The organism is Megasphaera coli (genome assembly GCF_900095855.1).
Lineage (GTDB): Bacteria > Bacillota > Negativicutes > Veillonellales > Megasphaeraceae > Megasphaera > Megasphaera massiliensis_A.
Genome location: NZ_FMIY01000002.1, coordinates 1,279,110 through 1,297,426 on the forward strand (window position 1 = coordinate 1,279,110; position 18,317 = coordinate 1,297,426).

General features: G+C 49.5%; 18 protein-coding genes. 12 read left to right on the forward strand and 6 right to left on the reverse strand.

The genetic code is table 11. The features are described from left to right. Positions 1-18: 18 nt before the first annotated feature. Both BQ2674_RS08780 and BQ2674_RS06745 read right to left on the reverse strand, forming a co-directional pair. The gene (locus tag BQ2674_RS08780) at positions 19-1,932 is read right to left on the reverse strand and encodes an acyl-CoA dehydrogenase family protein (protein ID WP_075573035.1); all 1,914 of its coding nucleotides are present in this window, start codon (positions 1,930-1,932) and stop codon (positions 19-21) included. A gap of 3 nt (positions 1,933-1,935) precedes the next feature. Beyond that, the gene (locus BQ2674_RS06745) at positions 1,936-2,358 is read right to left on the reverse strand and encodes an RrF2 family transcriptional regulator (RefSeq protein ID WP_143696405.1); all 423 of its coding nucleotides are present in this window, start codon (positions 2,356-2,358) and stop codon (positions 1,936-1,938) included. Positions 2,359-2,603: 245 nt separating this feature from the next. Here BQ2674_RS06745 and BQ2674_RS06750 point away from each other — a divergent pair, with 245 nt between their 5' ends. Genes BQ2674_RS06750 through BQ2674_RS06765 form a run of 4 tightly spaced genes read left to right on the forward strand, consistent with a single transcriptional unit; the run spans position 2,604 to position 4,256 of the window. Further along, entirely contained in the window at positions 2,604-2,825 is a 222-nt protein-coding gene (locus BQ2674_RS06750) for a hypothetical protein (protein WP_075573037.1), read from the forward strand. Next, positions 2,797-3,042, forward strand: a complete 246-nt coding sequence (locus BQ2674_RS06755; RefSeq protein ID WP_075573038.1) for a DUF1858 domain-containing protein — start codon at positions 2,797-2,799, stop codon at positions 3,040-3,042. The genes BQ2674_RS06750 and BQ2674_RS06755 overlap by 29 nt, the downstream gene beginning before the upstream one ends. A 12-nt stretch (positions 3,043-3,054) precedes the next feature. Further along, positions 3,055-3,642 (forward strand): hypothetical protein, encoded by a 588-nt coding sequence (locus tag BQ2674_RS06760; RefSeq protein ID WP_075573039.1) that lies wholly within the window; start codon positions 3,055-3,057, stop codon positions 3,640-3,642. Between the two features lie 23 nt (positions 3,643-3,665). Then, the gene (locus BQ2674_RS06765; RefSeq protein WP_075573040.1) at positions 3,666-4,256 is read left to right on the forward strand and encodes a hemerythrin domain-containing protein; all 591 of its coding nucleotides are present in this window, start codon (positions 3,666-3,668) and stop codon (positions 4,254-4,256) included. Between the two features lie 98 nt (positions 4,257-4,354). Here the strand turns inward: BQ2674_RS06765 and BQ2674_RS06770 are convergent, their stop codons facing one another. Beyond that, positions 4,355-5,527, reverse strand: a complete 1,173-nt coding sequence (locus tag BQ2674_RS06770) for a pyridoxal phosphate-dependent aminotransferase (RefSeq protein WP_075573041.1) — start codon at positions 5,525-5,527, stop codon at positions 4,355-4,357. 35 nt (positions 5,528-5,562) lie between these two features. Further along, positions 5,563-6,972, reverse strand: coding sequence for an amino acid permease (locus BQ2674_RS06775; RefSeq protein ID WP_075573042.1), 1,410 nt, complete (start codon positions 6,970-6,972; stop codon positions 5,563-5,565). A gap of 428 nt (positions 6,973-7,400) precedes the next feature. Between BQ2674_RS06775 and BQ2674_RS06780 the strand changes: the two genes are divergently transcribed. Together BQ2674_RS06780 and BQ2674_RS06785 are read left to right on the forward strand one after the other, a co-directional pair. Then, positions 7,401-7,913: a transcription repressor NadR gene (locus tag BQ2674_RS06780; protein ID WP_075573043.1), complete on the forward strand. Its 513-nt coding sequence runs from the start codon at positions 7,401-7,403 to the stop codon at positions 7,911-7,913. Between the two features lie 108 nt (positions 7,914-8,021). Then, a complete protein-coding gene (locus tag BQ2674_RS06785) occupies positions 8,022-9,338 on the forward strand; it encodes an MFS transporter (RefSeq protein ID WP_075573044.1) in 1,317 nt (438 codons plus the stop codon). Between the two features lie 77 nt (positions 9,339-9,415). On the opposite strand, the gene BQ2674_RS06790 is transcribed toward BQ2674_RS06785, so the two are convergent. Both BQ2674_RS06790 and BQ2674_RS06795 read right to left on the reverse strand, forming a co-directional pair. Next, positions 9,416-9,994 carry an N-acetylmuramoyl-L-alanine amidase gene (locus BQ2674_RS06790; RefSeq protein WP_075573045.1) on the reverse strand — a complete coding sequence of 193 codons (579 nt, stop codon included), beginning with the start codon at positions 9,992-9,994 and terminating at the stop codon, positions 9,416-9,418. A 182-nt stretch (positions 9,995-10,176) separates the two neighbouring features. Then, positions 10,177-11,241: a L,D-transpeptidase gene (locus BQ2674_RS06795; RefSeq protein ID WP_075573381.1), complete on the reverse strand. Its 1,065-nt coding sequence runs from the start codon at positions 11,239-11,241 to the stop codon at positions 10,177-10,179. 220 nt (positions 11,242-11,461) lie between these two features. On the opposite strand from BQ2674_RS06795, the gene BQ2674_RS06800 reads away from it, so the two are divergent. The 6 genes from BQ2674_RS06800 (at position 11,462) to BQ2674_RS06825 (ending at position 18,275) form a co-directional block, all read left to right on the forward strand. After that, the gene (locus tag BQ2674_RS06800; RefSeq protein WP_075573046.1) at positions 11,462-11,797 is read left to right on the forward strand and encodes a cupin domain-containing protein; all 336 of its coding nucleotides are present in this window, start codon (positions 11,462-11,464) and stop codon (positions 11,795-11,797) included. A gap of 35 nt (positions 11,798-11,832) precedes the next feature. Then, positions 11,833-13,443 (forward strand): hydroxylamine reductase, encoded by a 1,611-nt coding sequence (gene hcp, locus BQ2674_RS06805; protein WP_187364813.1) that lies wholly within the window; start codon positions 11,833-11,835, stop codon positions 13,441-13,443. A 200-nt stretch (positions 13,444-13,643) separates the two neighbouring features. Further along, positions 13,644-14,768: a cation diffusion facilitator family transporter gene (locus BQ2674_RS06810; protein ID WP_075573047.1), complete on the forward strand. Its 1,125-nt coding sequence runs from the start codon at positions 13,644-13,646 to the stop codon at positions 14,766-14,768. Between the two features lie 145 nt (positions 14,769-14,913). After that, positions 14,914-15,723 carry a DUF4116 domain-containing protein gene (locus tag BQ2674_RS06815; protein ID WP_075573048.1) on the forward strand — a complete coding sequence of 270 codons (810 nt, stop codon included), beginning with the start codon at positions 14,914-14,916 and terminating at the stop codon, positions 15,721-15,723. 9 nt (positions 15,724-15,732) lie between these two features. Continuing rightward, the gene (locus tag BQ2674_RS06820; RefSeq protein WP_075573049.1) at positions 15,733-16,857 is read left to right on the forward strand and encodes an AAA family ATPase; all 1,125 of its coding nucleotides are present in this window, start codon (positions 15,733-15,735) and stop codon (positions 16,855-16,857) included. Continuing rightward, entirely contained in the window at positions 16,854-18,275 is a 1,422-nt protein-coding gene (locus tag BQ2674_RS06825) for a vWA domain-containing protein (RefSeq protein ID WP_075573050.1), read from the forward strand. The genes BQ2674_RS06820 and BQ2674_RS06825 overlap by 4 nt, the downstream gene beginning before the upstream one ends. The last annotated feature ends 42 nt before the right edge of the window (positions 18,276-18,317 follow it).

Here is an 18,317-nt window from a genome sequence, read left to right on the forward strand (position 1 = left end):
CTCTATAATATATTTGTATTATTCTCTAATAAAAGCGGCCTTTTCTTCGGCACATTCCGGGCAGACCCAATCTTCCGGCAAGGCACTGAACAAGGTTCCCGGTGCAACATCCGCCTCCTCATCGCCGCGTTCGGGAATATACTCATAACCACAGCCGCTGCAGACATATACGGGACCGATGGGCTCCGCTTTCGGCGGCAGGGGCCGTTTCATCTTGACCATAGGCGGTGCCGCTTTCTTTTCACCTCTGCCGAGAGCGTCCGCCAGAAGCGGCAGTATTTCTCCGACATCGCCGACAATACCGTAGTCGCAGTTCTTAAAAATCGGCGCATTTCTATTCTTGTTGACGGCCACAATTGTAGAGGCATCCTTAATGCCTTTCAAATGCTGCTTGGCGCCGGAAATACCACAGGCAATATAAAGGTTACCCGTAAACTTTTGTCCCGACATGCCCACATACCGTTCCAAAGGAATATACTTGAGCGTTTCCGCAACGGGGCGTGACGAGCCGATGGCGGCGCCGGCGGCGGCTGCGAGGTCTTCAACGAGTTTCATATTTTCTTTATCACCGATGCCCTTGCCGGCGGAGACGACGCGTTCAGCCTGCGCAATAGGCGTATCTGCAGGAATACCGACGGAAAAATCATAGCCGTCTTTGACGAGGGCCGCGACCAGTTCGGCCACCTTGGCTTTACTGTCGCCTTCCGTAATGATTTTGCCCTTGCGGATGCCCGTAACGGGAGCCGCCTTTTTAGCGGCGCCCGGCCGTGCTTCATGACCGGAATTGCCGAGCTTGCCCAGAAGATGAGCCGCAATGACGAGGCGCTGAATTTCGTTGGTTCCTTCGTAAATCGTCGTAATCTTCGCATCTCTGTAAGCCCGTTCCACATCCATTCCTTTGAGGAAGCCGGAACCGCCGAAAATCTGCAGCGCATCGTTCGTGATTTCCATAGCCGAATCGGAAGCGTACATTTTTGCCATAGCGGCCTCCATGCCGTAGGCCGCATGTTGCTCCTTCAGTTCGGCCGCCGAGTAAACGAGATAGCGCGAAGCACGCAGCTTCGTAGCCATGTCGGCGAGCTTAAAAGACACGCCCTGATGTACGCCGATGGGAGCGCCGAACTGGTGCCGTTCTTTAGCGTAATCCAAAGCGCTTTCATAAGCGCCCTGAGCAATGCCCAAGGCTTGAGACGCAATGCCGATGCGGCCGCCGTCCAAGGTCGCCATGGCGATTTTAAAGCCTTGTCCTTCTTTGCCGAGAAGGTTTTCCTTCGGTACTTTCACGTCATTAAAAATGAGTTCCGCCGTCGACGACGAGCGAATGCCCAATTTATCGTAATGGTCACCGAATTCAAAACCCTGCCGCTCTTTTTCCACAATGAAGGCCGATATGCCCTTTGTGCCGATGTCAGGTGTCGTAACGGCAAAGACAACGTAGATATCCGCCTTCGGTGCATTCGTAATAAAGATTTTGCCGCCGTTCAGGAGATAATAGTCGCCCTTATCGACAGCCGTCGTTTCCGTACCGCCCGCATCGGATCCGGCGTTTTCTTCGGTCAAACCGAAGGCACCCAATTTCTCGCCCTTCGCCAAAGGCACCAAGTATTTTTTCTTCTGCTCTTCCGTCCCGAAGGCCGCAATAGGATACGATCCGAGGGATACGTGAGCCGACAGGATGACGCCTATGCCGCCGTCGACGCGGGACAATTCTTCGACGGCAATAGCATAGCTGAGTATGTCCCTGCCGGCGCCGCCATATTTCTCTTCATAAGGCAGGCCGAGCCAGCCGTTGGCGGCCATTTTCTTCACCACGTCATCGGGAAACTCATTGTTTTGATCCAGGCTGAAAGCAATGGGCCGTATTTCCTTTTCCGCAAAAGTCCGAATTTCTTTGCGAAGCGCTTCATGCGCTTCCGTCGTTTGAAATAACATATGTCAAACCTCCTCACACTGATGTATGTAACTGCCGTTTATAATGGTCATCAGGCTCGTAGCACGCAGTTTTTCTTCAATTTCCCGCTGAATGGCGCGCAAGTTTCCGTGAATTCGACACAGACCATGCACTCTCTGCCACTCACAGTCGTAGTCGTTGCGCATACAGCCTGTAACATGTACAGCCTCTTCCATGGTGATGATGAGGTCATAGAGAGAGACCTCTTTTAAATCTACAAGGAGACAACAGCCGCCTTTCGGTCCCCGTTCCAAACCGACAATACCGGCCTTGGACAACTGCTTCAGTATTTTATACACAAAGGCCAGGGGAATTTGTTCATCTGCCGCCAATACGGGTGCAATACGTACCTTCCCGTCCTGCAGCGACCGAAGAATCCGTAAGGCATAATCTGATTTTCTATTCATTAACACGATATCGCTTCCTATTCAATAACAGTTATTGTCTACATTTTATTATTCTGGACAGGCAAGGTCAAGAATATGAGTGTTTCTCATAAAGTTCTTGGCTGTGTTTTTATACATCCCATATTTTTTTCTTCTCCTTTTTCTTTCAATTAAAAGATTTTGCCAATGCCCTTTATACTTATATAATTCTTCTAATCGGTCGCCCGTTTTCTATTCTTTGCAAAAACGACCACTTTCGCATAAATATGGCCGAATGGCCCGAAAAAAAATATTATTTCAATTCTTTTTACAAAAACATAAAATCATCTTATGCAATTACGGCATTGGAGAATTTTTTGCCTGTTGCTTTTACAACCGTCAAAGGCGCCGGACTGCGCTATACTGGTCTCAGAAATGAAGAGCCCCGCATTACGGGAATAGCTAAAGGAGGAACTCACTATGTTAAAAACAGTTTTGAAAAAATTTGAAGATATGAACGATACGGTTACGGAAGATATGCTCGTCGGCGACATTGTCCGCCTTCATCCGGAAGTCATAGACACCTTGCTTTCTCAGGGCATGCACTGTCTCGGCTGCCCGTCATCACAGCAGGAAAGCCTCGCCAATGCCTGCATGGTACACGGCCTTGACCCCGCTAAAATCACGACGGCCGTAAACGTTGCCATTCAGGCAAATAAGCAGTAGGAGGATTTTCTAATGAGCGCATTTTTAGGCCCCGTCCACTTTTGGTTATATAAAAAGATTCAACTGCAAGAAGGGCTGATTGACGCCATCGGCACCTACGCCGTAAAAAACGGCTGGCTCACGGCGGATGAAGTGAAAGCATACGAAACGGCGGAACGGCGCGACCTGGCCGAAGCCGTTGACGGCAGCAACATTCACGGCTGGCTTCAAAACCGTATCCATGACAGTGAAGGCCGCCTGGCCGACTTGGTGACAACGCTTACGGCAACCGACACTGTCCGCTTTGCCGATCTGAAAGAAGTCGCCTGCAACTTCGGCAAAGCGGCCGTTACGGAAGTTCCCGTAACGGCACCGGAAGCCTTTCATCTCTTGGACGACACCTTACTCAACGGTATGCCTTGCGACCAAGTTATGAAAGTCGTCGAAAGTACACCGGACACCGTTATCTGGGAAGAGACGCAGGATTTGCACGGCGAATTTTGGAACGGTAAGGGCGATTGCTACTATAAACTGCGCAGCGCTTTGATTAAAGGTCTTCTCTCGGGCAGTACCTTTAAGCTTAAGAGCCTCGGCGGGCGGCAGTATGAAATCAGCAAGTAAATTTTACGAAAAGAGGTATTGTTATGTACGCTACGGATGTTATGATTGAGGAACATGCCAATATTTCCCGCATGCTTCGGGTCATTAAAAATATGTGCTGTTCCATTCTGGACGGAGCGGCAATCAATCAACGGGATTTCGCGGACATCATTGATTTTATCCGTAATTATGCCGACGCCAACCATCATCAAAAAGAAGAACACGTGCTCTTCCCGGAAATGGTTGAACACATGGGGCCCGTTGCCAACACGATTATTACGCACGGCATGCTCGTCGAACACGATTTGGCACGTAGTTATGTGCGCAGCCTTGACGAAGCGCTGAAATTATACGACAAGGATCCGCGCACGGAATATAAGCTTGATATTTTAACGGAAATCATGGCCTACGCCAACCGCCTGCAAGTCCATGTGGAAAAAGAAAACAACGTCGTCTATCCCTTTGCAAACCGTGAATTATCCGAAGAAATCAAGACAAAAATAAATGACGAAGTTCGCCGTATTGCCGACGAAAACGAAAAAACCGGCTTCGTCGTCAAATACGTGGACATGCTCGCACGACTGGAAGAAAAATACAACCCCCTCGCCTATGTAGCGGCGCCGGAGGCATCTTAATAAAACGCACAGCACACGGCTGCTGCAGACAAAAAAACGAGGCGGTAAGGAAATGAACACGAGGTCCATTTCCTTACCGCCTCTATTGTATGTATATTTTATTTTCTATACTTATTCACGAATCGGCCCATGCGCACCAAGCTTTCTTTTATGTTTTCCATACTGGACGCATAGGAAATCCGCACAAACCCTTCGCCGCAGTCGCCGAAAGCCGAACCGGGGACGACGGCGACCTTTTCTTCCTGTACGAGTTTTTCGCAAAAATCGGAAGACGTCATGCCCGTGCAGCGAATATCGGGGAAGATATAAAAAGCGCCCTTCGGCTCAAATACGGGCAAGCCCATATCCTTCAAGCCCTGATAGATGACCTTACGCCGTTCGTCATAGGATCGACGCATTTCCTCCACCTCTGCGGCACATTCCTTGAGCGCCGTAATACCGCCGTATTGGGCTTGCGTATTCGCGCTCATGATCGCGTACTGATGAAGCTTTAAAACAGGATCAATCGCTTCTTTCGGCGCGCACACATAACCGAGCCGCATCCCCGTCATAGCCCATGCCTTGGAGAATCCGTTGAAGACGACCGTCCGCTCTCTCATGCCCGGCAATTTCGCAAAGGTCGTAAACTGCGTGCCTCCGTAAACCAACTCGCAGTAAATTTCATCGGCCAGAACGACAAGATTATGCTTCCGAGCAAATTCTGCAATGGGCAACAATTCTTCCGCCGTCATAACCGTACCGGTCGGATTATTGGGATAGCCGATAACAAGGGCTTTCGTCTTCGGCGTAACGACCTTTTCCAGTGCTTCCGCCGACAGTTTAAAATCGTCTTCCGGATATGTCGGTACCATAACGGGAACGCCGCCTGCAAGCTGTACGCTGGCAGGGTAAGCGACATATGCCGGATCGGGAATAAGCACTTCGTCTCCCGGTTCCACAAGGGCCAGAAGTGCCATGGCCAAACCTTCCGATACGCCGACTGTAACGATGATTTCACTGACCGGGTCATATTTTACACCGTAATGGGCCTCAAAATATTCCGCAATGGCGGCACGCAATTCGGGCAGGCCCGAATTCCCCGTATAGCCCGTTTTCTTTTCCTTCAGGCTGGTTATCATCGCATCGATGATTTTATCAGGTGCTGCAAAATCCGGTTCCCCGATGCTCAGTGACAATACGCCTTCTATTTGGTTGGCAATATCAAAGAACTTACGAATACCTGACGGTTTGATTGCTTTTACATTATTTGAAATAAATTCATCCCATTTCATTTTGATCACCTCTTTCTAACGAACGTCGGCATTCCTTATTTTTCTTCTTCATATCGGGAGAATTCTACCTTTTCCTGTTTATTAAGACCTGCAATATAGTATACGCATACGAGAAATACCAGCCAGATAACCGTTGCGATGATGCCGATACGGGTATTCGCATTAAAGAGGGCCGACACGAGAACGACGGCAAAAAAGATCAGTGTGAGATAGTTGGAATACGGTGTAAACGGCATTTTATAGCGAATTTTTTCAATTCCCTCACTGCCGACTTTTTTGCGGAAACTCATCTGGCAGAAGAGAATCATTATCCACGTCACCATGCAGGCAAAGGCGCTGACGGATGTGACAATTTCAAAAACATCTTTAGGCAGGTAGTAATTTAAGGCAACGCCGATGAGCATAAATACAACGGAAATCCCTAATGCTTTATAAGGAACTTTGTTGGCGCTGACCGTGGCAAAAGCTTTCGGCGCCTTGCCCTGGAGGGACAGGTTGTACAGCATGCGGCCCGTACTGTAAATACCGGAATTGCACGAAGACAAGGCTGCCGTGATGACGACGAAATTAATAACATGCGCGGCACCGCTGATGCCGAGCTTTTCAAAAACCATGACGAAGGGACTTCCCGCATGTCCCAATTGATCCCAAGGATAAATAGACATAATGACCAGTAACGCTAAGACATAAAATAAGAGGATTCGATAAAGGACCTTATCGATTGCCGCAGACAGTGTCTTTTCCGGGTTAGCCGCTTCACCGGCCGTGACACCGATAACTTCAATGCCTACATAGGCGAAGAGAACCATCAGCAGCGTATCGAATACACCGCCGAAGCCATGGGGAAGAAATCCGCCGTGTGCAGTCAAATTGGAAATCCCGACTGCGACGCCGTCATTGCCGAGGCCGAAGAAGATCATACCTGCACCGGTTATAATGAGGAAGATGATTGTAACGATCTTGATCAGCGCAAACCAAAATTCAAACTCACCGTAGGCCTTAACGGAAATCAAGTTGGCGCATGTCATCAGGGCCAACGCGCAAAGGCACGATATCCATTGCGGCAAATCGGGCAGCCAAAGATGGACATATACGCCGACGGCCGTTATTTCGGCCATGCACGTGACGACCCATACATACCAGTAGTTCCAGCCGGAAACATACCCTGCCAACGGATTCAGGAACTGGTAAGCATGCGCGCTGAACGAGCCGGATACGGGATATTCTATCGTAATTTCACCCATTGCGCGCATAACGAAAAAGATGGCAATTCCGGCAATGATATAGGCAAGAACAACACCGGGACCGGCCTTTTCAATCGCCGACGCGGATCCCAGAAACAGTCCGACACCGATAGCCCCGCCAAGCGCTATCAGCTGAATATGCCGTTCCTGAAGGCCGCGATTCAGGTCTTCATGCACAATTTGCCTTTTTTCTTCACTCACGATACTTCAACTCCTTTACATAAAAATTAAATACACCCCATAACAGCAATCCGGCTATTAAATAAATGCATGTTCGCTATTATGGTTTCAGATATATTGATTATAGTATGTTTTTATAAACTCGTCCACATTGCCACATCAAGCTTATATGTGGTTTTTATACTTTTTCTTTCACATTAAAATTCTTCTCCGTTTTCTCTCTAATATATTTAGATTTACAGCATTTATGCAGTAAATTTGCAAATCCCGCCCGGCCCGAATCAATTCATTTTTATGCAAATAATATGCCGATTTCTCTGTTCATTTTTCTATAAACGCATGAATATCTTTTTTTATTGCATTATTGATAAGCTGCATTTTCCTCTTTTCGACAATATGTATTTTTTTGTGCTAAGATAGAACTATACTTTATAAGTCAGGAGAACCATATGAACACAAGTAAGCGAAGGCTTCGTATCATGGAGCTTCTCTCTCGGGCAAACACGCCCCTCACCGGGTCGTCACTGGCCGATATCTGCCATGTTACGCGGCAGATCATCGTCAGTGATATCGCACGGCTCCGCGCGGAAGGTACACCTGTCATTTCCACGCCGCAGGGCTATCAACTCCTGCGCCGTCACGTGAGCGGCATCAAACGGACGATCGTCTGTAAACACGGTCAGGAAGAAACGGAGCGGGAGCTGCTCACGATTATAAAAAACGGCGGCACCGTCCACAATGTAACAGTTGAACACGGAGTATACGGCAATCTCGAGGGCAGTCTCCATTTGACCTCGGAAAACGATGTCAGTCAATATATGAAGCGTATGAGAAATACGAATGCCGCCGTCCTCAGCAGCATCAGCGGCGGTATCCATACACATCTCATTGAGGCCCCGACGGCGGAAATAATGGAGAGAATACTAAAAGCACTGGAAAAAGAAGGATTTCTCTACTCATAAAAAAGCAACGGAAATATTTCCGTTGCTTTTTTATCTTCTCATGTGTATACTCTATGTATACAAAAAACTTTACACATGTTAATTGCATGAGGGAAGGAGAAATTAACTATGTTGGATCGCTTGAACATGCTGCCGGTCAGCTCTTTTCATTACAAGTTGCTCGTCGTCGCCGGTATCGGCTGGGTTTTTGACTCAATGGATACAGGGCTTATCGCTTTCGTCCTGCCGCTTTTGATCAAAGAATGGGGACTGACCGGAGCACAGGCGGGAATGCTCGGCAGCATCGGCCTCATCGGCATGGCCTTAGGCGCGGTCATTGCAGGCACGATAGCTGATCGCATAGGCCGAAAAAAAGTATTTTCCCTGACGATTTTGCTCTACAGTATCTCCACCGGTATCTGTGCCGTCGTGCCGAATTATGAAAGCTTACTCGTTTTTCGTTTTCTCGTCGGTCTCGGCCTGGGCGGAGAACTTCCCGTAGCGGCAACATTAGTAACGGAATATGTTCCCGGCCGCGTACGTGGCCGCTTCATGGTCATGCTCGAAAGCTTCTGGGCCATCGGTTGGCTCCTGGCAGCACTTATCGCCTACTGCATCATTCCCGTTACGGGATGGCGCGCCGCATTTATTATCGGCGCCGTTCCCGCCTTATATACCGTTATCATCCGTTCGCATTTGCCCGAATCGGTCCGTTACCTTTTGAAAGAAGGGCGAGCACAGGAAGCATGCCGTATCGTTGCGGACCTGGAAGAAAAATCGGGCGTGCCGTTCAAGCCGTTTACGGCGACAGACCTGACAGCACATGAGCGGAATATTTCTCCGTCCTTTATAACCTTGTGGTCGGACCGTTTTATCAAGCGGACCGTTATGCTTTGGGCGGTCTGGTTCGGCATCGTATTCAGCTACTACGGGATCTTTATGTGGCTGCCGTCTCTCGTCTTTAAACAAGGATTTGCCGTCGTCAAGACCTTCGAATACGTGCTTATTATGACACTGTCCCAGCTGCCGGGATATTACTCTGCCGCGTGGCTCGTCGATCGCCTCGGCAGACGGTATACCCTATCATTATTCCTTTTATGCAGCGGTATTTCCAGTTACTTTTTCGGCCATGCCGGCTCGGTCACGGCACTGCTGTTCTGGGGCGGCTCCATGTCCTTTTTCAACCTCGGTGCCTGGGGCGTTGTCTATACGTATACACCGGAGCTCTATCCTACGTCTATCCGCGGTCTCGGCTGCGGCTGGGCAGCCGGTTTCGGGCGAATCGGCGGTATGGCGGCTCCTTTCCTGGTCGGCGCACTTCTCAGCGCATCATGGGATATAAGCGGCATTTTCTATATCTTCGCTTCTGTCTTCGTCATCATCTCAATCATCGTTATTTCTTTGGGAACGGAAAGCAAGAAAAAAGAATTGGAAAGTCTTTCATAGCTGAAGAGCTATAAAAGGCATAGACGCAACGAGTCGCTGCGTCTATGCCTTTTTCGGTTAATTCGGGAATAAAGCGGTCAACAATATTTAGCCACGCCGCTGCGAATAGCCGTCAGTTCACTATAGAGATTGCGGCCCGGGCAGAGTGTATCACAAAGATCGCGGTGACCGACGATCGTCTTGGTCCCCGGCGTAAGGCCGTAAGTCTTGCAGATATATGCCAGAAGGATCTGTCCTGAAGCGATGGCCGCTTCCGTCGGCACGGCCCGTTCATAATCACCGACAAAGCAGACCCCCACCGTATTGTGATTATGGTTATAACAATGGGCACCGACGGCATTCATAGGCCGCCCCCGTTCAACGGTACCGTTTTTATGAATAATGTAATGATAGCCTATGCCTGCCCATTTATTGGCCAAGTGCCATTGATGAATCTTGGCGGCCGACACGTCCTGATCCGTCCCGCCTACGTGGTGAACGATAACGGCCTCGGTTTTAGCCCTTCTCACCAGCGGCTCCTGAAATTTAAAGTGATTTTCTTTGACAGTCAATTTAGCCTGTTTACCGGCAGCCATGGCGGGAACGGCAATACCCGACGACAAAACGGTCACGACGCCGGTAAAAAAGGTTCGCCGTAAAAATTCTCTTCTATTCATATTTTATACGTCTCTCTTCCAAACGATAAATTTTATTAAAATCTCTATGGGATGGTTATTATACACCTATTACAAAGGTCGCGGCAACCCCAAAAGCAAAGTCTTCGCCATCTTTGGAAGATATAGTATGAAAAAAAATTCATTCTACATTATAGAGAAGAATTATTTTCTGTAAAAATACTTTATTCAGATTTTTCGAGCGCCTTCATTTCATAGACAAAATCGTTCCTTAACGCTCCCGTCAACGGAAAAATATCGCCCGCATACATATCGGCCACATAAAGAATATCACTGCATACGACCCCCGGTGCTTCTCCGTAAGATGTTGACAGCATGCCTCTGCTGCCGTTCCATACCAGAGCCGTATCGACAGCGTCGGCAATAACCTGTGCCGGCAAATAGACAATCCCGTCCCTGCCGAGAGCGCGGCGGGAAAGCTTCTTGCCGTCCACGACCAGATCGTAGGCTTTGGCCACATAGGCAGGATTACCGTCGGAAGCTATAATCTTTTCATACACGGCTCCGTCTTCGGCAAACGTGTCGACGCCGTATCCCGCCAACGCCTGTTTGACGGCCGCCACCGTCAAGGGCTGCCGCTCATAGCCGTCAGGGTATATATAATACGATACGGTATGATCCGGTGACGCCTCAATAACGATACGATTATAATATACTTCCACGTCTGTACCGACGCGAACGCGTTCATACAGGTCTTCCACATCGCATTCCCGCATACGCACGCAGCCGTTGGAAGCATAATGTCCCACCGTGTCGGGGCGGTTCGTACCGTGAATACCGTAATTTCCGGAAAAGCCGATCCATCGATAGCCCAAGGGATTGGCGCCACCAGCCGGAATGCTCACATCCGTATCGTCCGGATCAATCCACGTAGGGTTGATTTCTTTATTTTCTACGGTATAATACCCGACCGGTGTCGGTGTAGAATATTTTCCTACGCCGACAGGATAACTCCTCTCCCGCACGTTGCCCCGATACAAAGTAAGAATCCTGCTGGCCAGGTTAATACTTATTTTTTCTTTCGTCGCCGTCGTTACAGGCGCCGGTTCTATGGCTGCTTTTGCCGGCGGATTTTCCTTGGAAACCGTAACCGTACCGGTCTTCACAATACTGACGAGCGGCGTTTCTCCCTTTTCGTCCCTGTTCGCCTTTTCCGCTGCTGCGGCAAAACTGCCGCAGGGCAGGGACAACACAAGCATCGCGGCTAAAACGGCGCATATCGTGCGCATGCTATTATACCCGTTCATACGTTTTCTTTTCCGTCCTTTATGCGTTACCTTGCCGTAATCAATAACTGCTTCTATTATAGCGGAAAAAAGAATTTTTTCTATGAATTTTTCTATTATGTTATAAATACAACGGCTCATTCTCAATTTATGAATTATACTTGAGTCCGTAATGAGAAATAGTCAGTTCTGTTCATCCGTATTTCTTTAGGAGGTGCCCATTATGGCATATATCAAAAATATAGCGCATGAAGAAGTATTGGCCCTTGCCGACCAGGTACAGGTCGCTCCGGGGCAGGTCGTCAGCCGCACATTGGCACAAAACGACGCTGTAAGCATTACGGTTTTCGCCTTCGCCGCAGGGGAAGAAATCGGTACACACGATTCTGCAGGCGACGCTCTGGTCACGGTTCTCGAAGGAACGGGCCGCTTCATCGTTGACGGCAAGGAATATATCGTTAAAAGCGGCGAATCCCTCGTCATGCCGGCAACGAAGCCTCATTCCGTACATGCGCCGGAAGATTTCAAAATGCTCTTAACCGTAGTTTTCCCCAGATAAATCGCAATCAGTCACACGTACAGGAGGTTTTTGACATGGAACGGAAAATGTTTTGCTTTCAATGTGAACAAACGGCAGGCGGTACCGGGTGCACCGGCTGCGCCGGCGTATGCGGCAAGTCTTCGACAGTCGCAAATCTTCAGGATGAATTGACGGGTGCCTTAATCGGTCTGGCCCGTGTCTGTCTTACGGCCGCTCCGACGGCCTACACGCATCGTATCGTCCTGGAAGGCCTGTTCACAACCATAACGAACGTCAACTTTAACGAAGAAACGATGCACGTCATAATCGATAAGGTAAACGCGGAAAAAGCGGCTCTTTTGAGCGGTAAATCCGTGAACGGCAGTCTTCCGTCCTCTACGGAAACGGATCGTGCCGCCGCCAATTATGAAGTACAAAAAATTTGGCACGCCGATGAAGACATTCGTTCTTTGAAATCCCTTATTCTCTTCGGCATGCGCGGCATGGCCGCCTATGCATACCACGCCCTCATGCTCGGCCGGTCCGATCAAAGCGTGGACGACTTCTTCCTCAAGGGCCTGCGCACGCTCGGCGAAGATTTGACCATGGAAGATCTCCTGCCGGTCGTCTTGGAAACGGGCACGGTCAACTTAACCTGCATGGAAATGCTCGACCGCGCCAATACGACGGCCTACGGCACGCCTGTACCGACAACGGTTCCCCTGACCATTGAAAAGGGCCCGTTCATCGTCGTAACGGGGCACGATTTGAAAGACTTGGAGCTTCTTTTAAAGCAGACGGAAGGCAAAGGAGTTAACATATATACGCACGGTGAAATGTTGCCGGCTCACGGTTATCCGGAACTGAAGAAATACAAACACCTGAAGGGCAACTTCGGCACGGCTTGGCAGAATCAGCAGAAAGAATTCGCCAACGTTCCCGGTGCCTTCCTCTTCACGACGAACTGCCTCATGCCCGTTCGTCCCTCTTATGCGGATCGCGTCTTCACTACGGAAGTCGTGTCCTACCCCGAGCTCGTCCATATCGACGACAACAAGGACTTCACGCCGGTTATCGAAAAAGCATTGGAGCTCGGCGGTTATACGGAAGACCATGTTATGACCGGCATCAACGGCGGTAATACGGTCATGACCGGCTTCGCTCACGGCACCGTTCTCGGCGTGGCCGACAAGGTCATTGACGCAGTCAAAGCCGGCGCCATTAAACACTTCTTCTTAGTCGGCGGCTGTGACGGTGCCCGCCCGGGCCGCAACTACTATACGGAATTTGTTAAGCAGTCCCCGGCGGACACGGTTATCTTGACCCTCGCTTGCGGCAAATACCGTTTTAACGACCTTGATATCGGTTCTATCGGCGGTCTGCCCCGCATCATGGATATGGGCCAATGCAACGATGCATACAGCGCCATTAAAGTTGCCGTTGCCCTTTCTGAAGCCTTCGGCTGCGGCGTAAACGATTTGCCCTTGACGCTTGTTCTCTCATGGTACGAACAAAAGGCTGTCTGTATCCTCCTGACGCTGCTTGCACTGGGCCTCAAGAATTTCTATCTCGGACCTACGCTGCCGGCCTTCGTATCACCGAACGTCCTCAACTACCTTGTAGAAAACTTCAATATCCACCCGACAAGCACGCCGGAAGCGGATTTGAAAGCCATCCTGGGCTAAAAATAATTTTAACATCTCAATTACTCCCTAAAGACAGGCGCAAACATATTTCGCCTGTCTTTTTTATACAACCTTTCAGATCAGATTGTCTGCAAAAAACCGAATTCAAACACTGTTCCTATAAGAAAGCCTCTGTTATACTTATAGAAAATTTATTTTTAACTTCCCCTGTCCCGTATTCTTGAAAAGAGGTAATACGCATGCAATTAAACGAAGAGGCGGCAATGCGTAATAAAGGCATCACCGTTGCCAGCCTGAAAGGCATAGGCAGCAATATGCTGCTCGTTATCTTCAAGGTGATCATCGGGCTGTCTTCCCATTCTATCGCTATCATCCTCGATGCCGTAAACAACTTGACGGATATTCTTTCTTCCGTCCTGACCGTCGCAGGTACCAGGCTGGCCGGCAAGAGAGCCGATAAAGAACATCCCTTCGGCCACGGCCGCATCGAATATATAACGACCATGGCCATCGCGTTCATCATTCTCAGTGCAGGTCTTATTTCTTTGAAGGAATCGGTCGAGCATATCCTTCATCCCGTTACATCGACCTTTGCTTTAACGGATCTTCTCATTATTTCCGCAGCTGTTATCGTAAAAATCTTCATGGGATTCTATTTCCGCAAGGAAGGAAAACGCTGGCAGTCCGACGCACTCTCCGCCTCCGCTGTTGACGCACTCTACGACGCTTTTTTAACAGGTGCCACACTCGTCTCGTCCCTTCTCGTATATCTCTTCCGCTTCGATATCCAAGGTTACGTCGGTGCCGTTATCGGTATTTGTATCATCAGAGCGGCCATCGGCATCGTCCACGATATGTATAATCATCTTATCGGTATTCGCGCCGATGATACGCTGGTCCGCAAGCTGAAAGAAACAATTGCTTCTTACCCGCACGTAGGCGGCGTATACGATCTTATTTTAAACAGTTACGGCCCGGGAGAAACGATCGGCTCCGTTCATATCTCCCTTCCGGATACGCTGACCATTGCCGACGTACATCCTTTAAACAAGCGCATTGCTTCCGATATTTACGACAAATTCGGCATCGTCATGACTATCGGCGTGTATGCGGAAAATCAAAATGACCTGAAAGCGCTGCAGATCAAAAAAGAACTGGATGATATTTTAAGTCTGTATCCTCACGTACTCCAAATCCATGCCTTCTATGTACAGGAATGCGAGAAAACGATTTATTACGACCTCATCTTCGACTTTGACGAGCCGGATCCCCGCGGCGCGCTGGAAAGCATCGAAAAAGAACTGCAAAAGCGCATTCCCGAATACAGGCAGTTTGCCATTTTGGATACGGATTTCAGTAATTAAAAAAGGCCTGCCGGGCCTTTTTATATCTAAAAAATACGTGTGCCCCTCTTGCTGCAGGAGAGTTGTACATATAGTTATTCTCCGCCTCTCGTGCTATAATACTGGCAATGAATTAAACGTATAATCTCAGATGCAGGGAGACTCTATGGATAATGTAAATTATTTGGAAATGGTAAAGCGCAACCCGTATACCCTGGAACATATTGAAAATCCGACGGAAGAAATCATGCTCGCCGCCGTTAAACAAAACGGTATGGTTCTGCAATATATTAAAAATCCGTCTCTCGCCGTCCAGGAAGCGGCTATTGAAAACGAAGCAAGAGCCGTTCAGTTCATCCCGGATCCGCCGGAGCACCTGGCGGAAAAAGCCGTAAAAAAGAGCTGGGCCAATCTGGAATATATCAAGCATCCGTCGGGCCGGCTTATACGCCTGGCCCTGTCTTACTCGGGCTGGGCTTTAAAGTATATTAAAGACGCCGACGAAGAACTGCAGCTCACGGCAATCCGCAAAAATTACGACGCCGTAAAATATATTGATTCTCCATCCGTTGCCGTTCAGGAAGCGGCGGCGGCACAAAACTACGCTGCCCTGCGCTACATCGATAAGCCCGCCTTCAGTACGGAATGCATTGCCGTAAAAAATGATGAACAGGCCCTGCGTTTTATAAAAAATCTGACTGCGGAAAAATTTCTCGCTCTCATGAAAGTAAACACGCTTATCGTAAAATACATGCCCACGGGCTTTGCCGTCGCCGTCGACGCCGTGGAAAACGCATTGCAGGAGGCCGTGGCGAATCCGGACGTGGACGAAAAGTACATCCGCGATTTCATCAACTGCCGCAGTATCGGCAGAACCGTTTCGACCATGCCCATTGACAAAATTGCGCTCATCGACGAATACGGCAGCAAAAAGGCGCGCCGCATTGCGGTCGACGAAAAACTGAAATTCTCTTAGAGGTACAGTATGAACTTTACAGACACCTTAAAAAGCGTGGAACTCGTTTTGGCCGCCGGTCAGGTACCGCTCCTCGTCGGCAAGACGGGCATCGGCAAAACCGCCCTGGCTGTCGAAACGGCACGGCAAAACGGCTATAAACTGGTAACGATCGACGGCAACCTGCTGAAAGAAGGGGAAATCGGCGGCTTGCCCCTGATTGAAGACTTTTTCCGACAAACGGACACGTCCGCCGCAACGCGCGAAAAAACGACCGTATATGCAGTGCACCACAAACTGAAAGAAATTGACGATCTGCTGTCGGCCGGTCATCAGGTTCTGCTTTTTATCGACGAAATAAACCGCTGTGAGCATGCAGTGCAGCAGGAACTGATGAACCTTATCTTGAACCGTGAAATCAACGGTTACCGGCTTCGCCGGGACGTACATATCGTCGCCGCCATGAACCCGTCCGACACGTACGAGTATGAAGCCGTCGACATGGATGACGCTCAAAAGAACCGCTTCGTCTGGCTCTACATGGAAGCCGATCCGATTCAATGGCTCAGCTGGGCTGCCGACAATCACATTGAAGAACGGGTATGTCAATTTATCTCCACTTACCCGGAATACCTCAACAGCCTTAACGAAGACGATATCAACGCGACACCGCGCAGCTATGAACGTATTTCCAAACTCTATTCCTTATATAAAGAAAATACGGACACTATTCCCCGTTCCGTTTTTTATAACGTCATTCGCGGTAATATCGGTAAAATGATTGCGGAAGAATTTCTCAATTTTATTGAAAGCACCTACAAGCCTCTCCTCACGTACGAAGACGTATTCTCCGGTGCCGAATTGTCCGGAAATATTGCAGCGGCCGTTGCCGATGAAACCCATACGCGCCTCTACATCAGCGCAAAAAATATTTTAAACGAACTGCGCCGCCATCTGGATGAGGGCTCCGTCGACAGCACAAAAGCCTTAAACAGACTGGTTCTCTTTTTGCAAACCTACCCGGTCGATCTGATGGTCGCCATCATGAAGGATATTCGCAACAACATGCCTCTCATTTATAAATATGCCGCAGAAAATGATGCCTTTATTGACGCCTATTTTGCGGCCTTTCGCAGAAAACGGCAAAGACTATGAAACGGACCGTCTCTCCGGAAAGTGAATCGATTCTCCTTTATCAGGAGCTTTGTACCCTCGTCGACATGAGTGACGGCAAGGCGCAGGCAAGCTTCATCGTGCCGCCGCACTTTCGCCGGCGCTTCTTCGCCCTCATCAACGCCGTAAATCTCCGCCTCATGGAAGACTCGGACAACTTCTTCGGCTACTTTCTCTTTCATATGGGCCGCGATATTCGCTGCGACATGGAAAGTCCGACGGGGACAAACTTCAAACAAGCCAAGTATATCATATACTTTAATCCCTTCCTCTTTCTGCCGCTCGCACCGGAACAGATGGAAAGCACGATTAAGCATGAAATACTGCATATCGTATCTCTCCACCTGCTGCGGGCAAAACAGCTGCGCAACGAATATTCCCCCTTGGCGCTGAACATGGCCATGGACATCGTCGTCAATACCTACCTTTCTCCCCTGCCGGCAGATGCCGTTACGCTGCCCCTCGTCAACCTGCAGTATAACCTTACCATGCCGCTCTTCGAGACCTTCGAGTATTACGCGGAAGAAATTCAGCTCGCCCTGAACCGGCGCAAAAAAGGCCGCAACGCACCTGACGAGGGAAGCATGTCCGAAGACGCCGTGCCCATGCGCTTCAATCCGGAAACAACCCACGACATTTGGGAAGAATCGGATAAAGTCGACGAGGCGACACTCATTCGGTTTACAAAAAAGGCCGCCGACGGAGCACGGAAGGAAAAGCTTTCGTCCTACTTGGACAATCTCCTGACGGAACTTTCCAAGCAGCGGAACGAGCGCCCCTGGTACGAGTACTTAAAAAAAATCGTCCGCTCCGTGGCGGCGGAAAAGAAAAAGACGACGACGCGCCGAAACAGGCGCCAGCCGGAACGCCTCGACCTGCGCGGGGATCTGCGCAGCAGAAAGGCCAGGCTCTTTATTGCCCTCGATATCAGCGGCAGTATCAGCGACAGCGAATTCACACAGGCTATGGAACAGGTCCTGCAAATCATCCGGGCCTATAACCACGACATTACGGTCATTGAATGCGACAATGAAATTCGCCGCATCTATCCGGTCACCGAGCTGCGCGACCTGGAGGAACGCTATCCCAAGCGGGGCGGCACGGCTTTTACACCGGTCATCGCCTATGCCAATAAAGAAAAACCGGACGCCCTCGTCTACTTTACGGACGGCAAGGGAGAAGAAAAAATGACCCTCGCACCGGCAGGATATAAAATCCTCTGGCTCCTCTCCGGCAAGGACCGTACCTTATCCCTGCAAAAGCCCTACGGCATAGTAAAAAAACTGACTCCGCCGGATACCAAAGATACCGTACTTGACTTTGACAGCATCGAAAAGGGCGGTTTCTCCATGGCAAACCAGGAACGTACCCGGGACCTGTCCGAATACATTCGCGGCTGAAAAACGAAAACAGACGGCATGCACCATTGCGTGTCGTCTGTT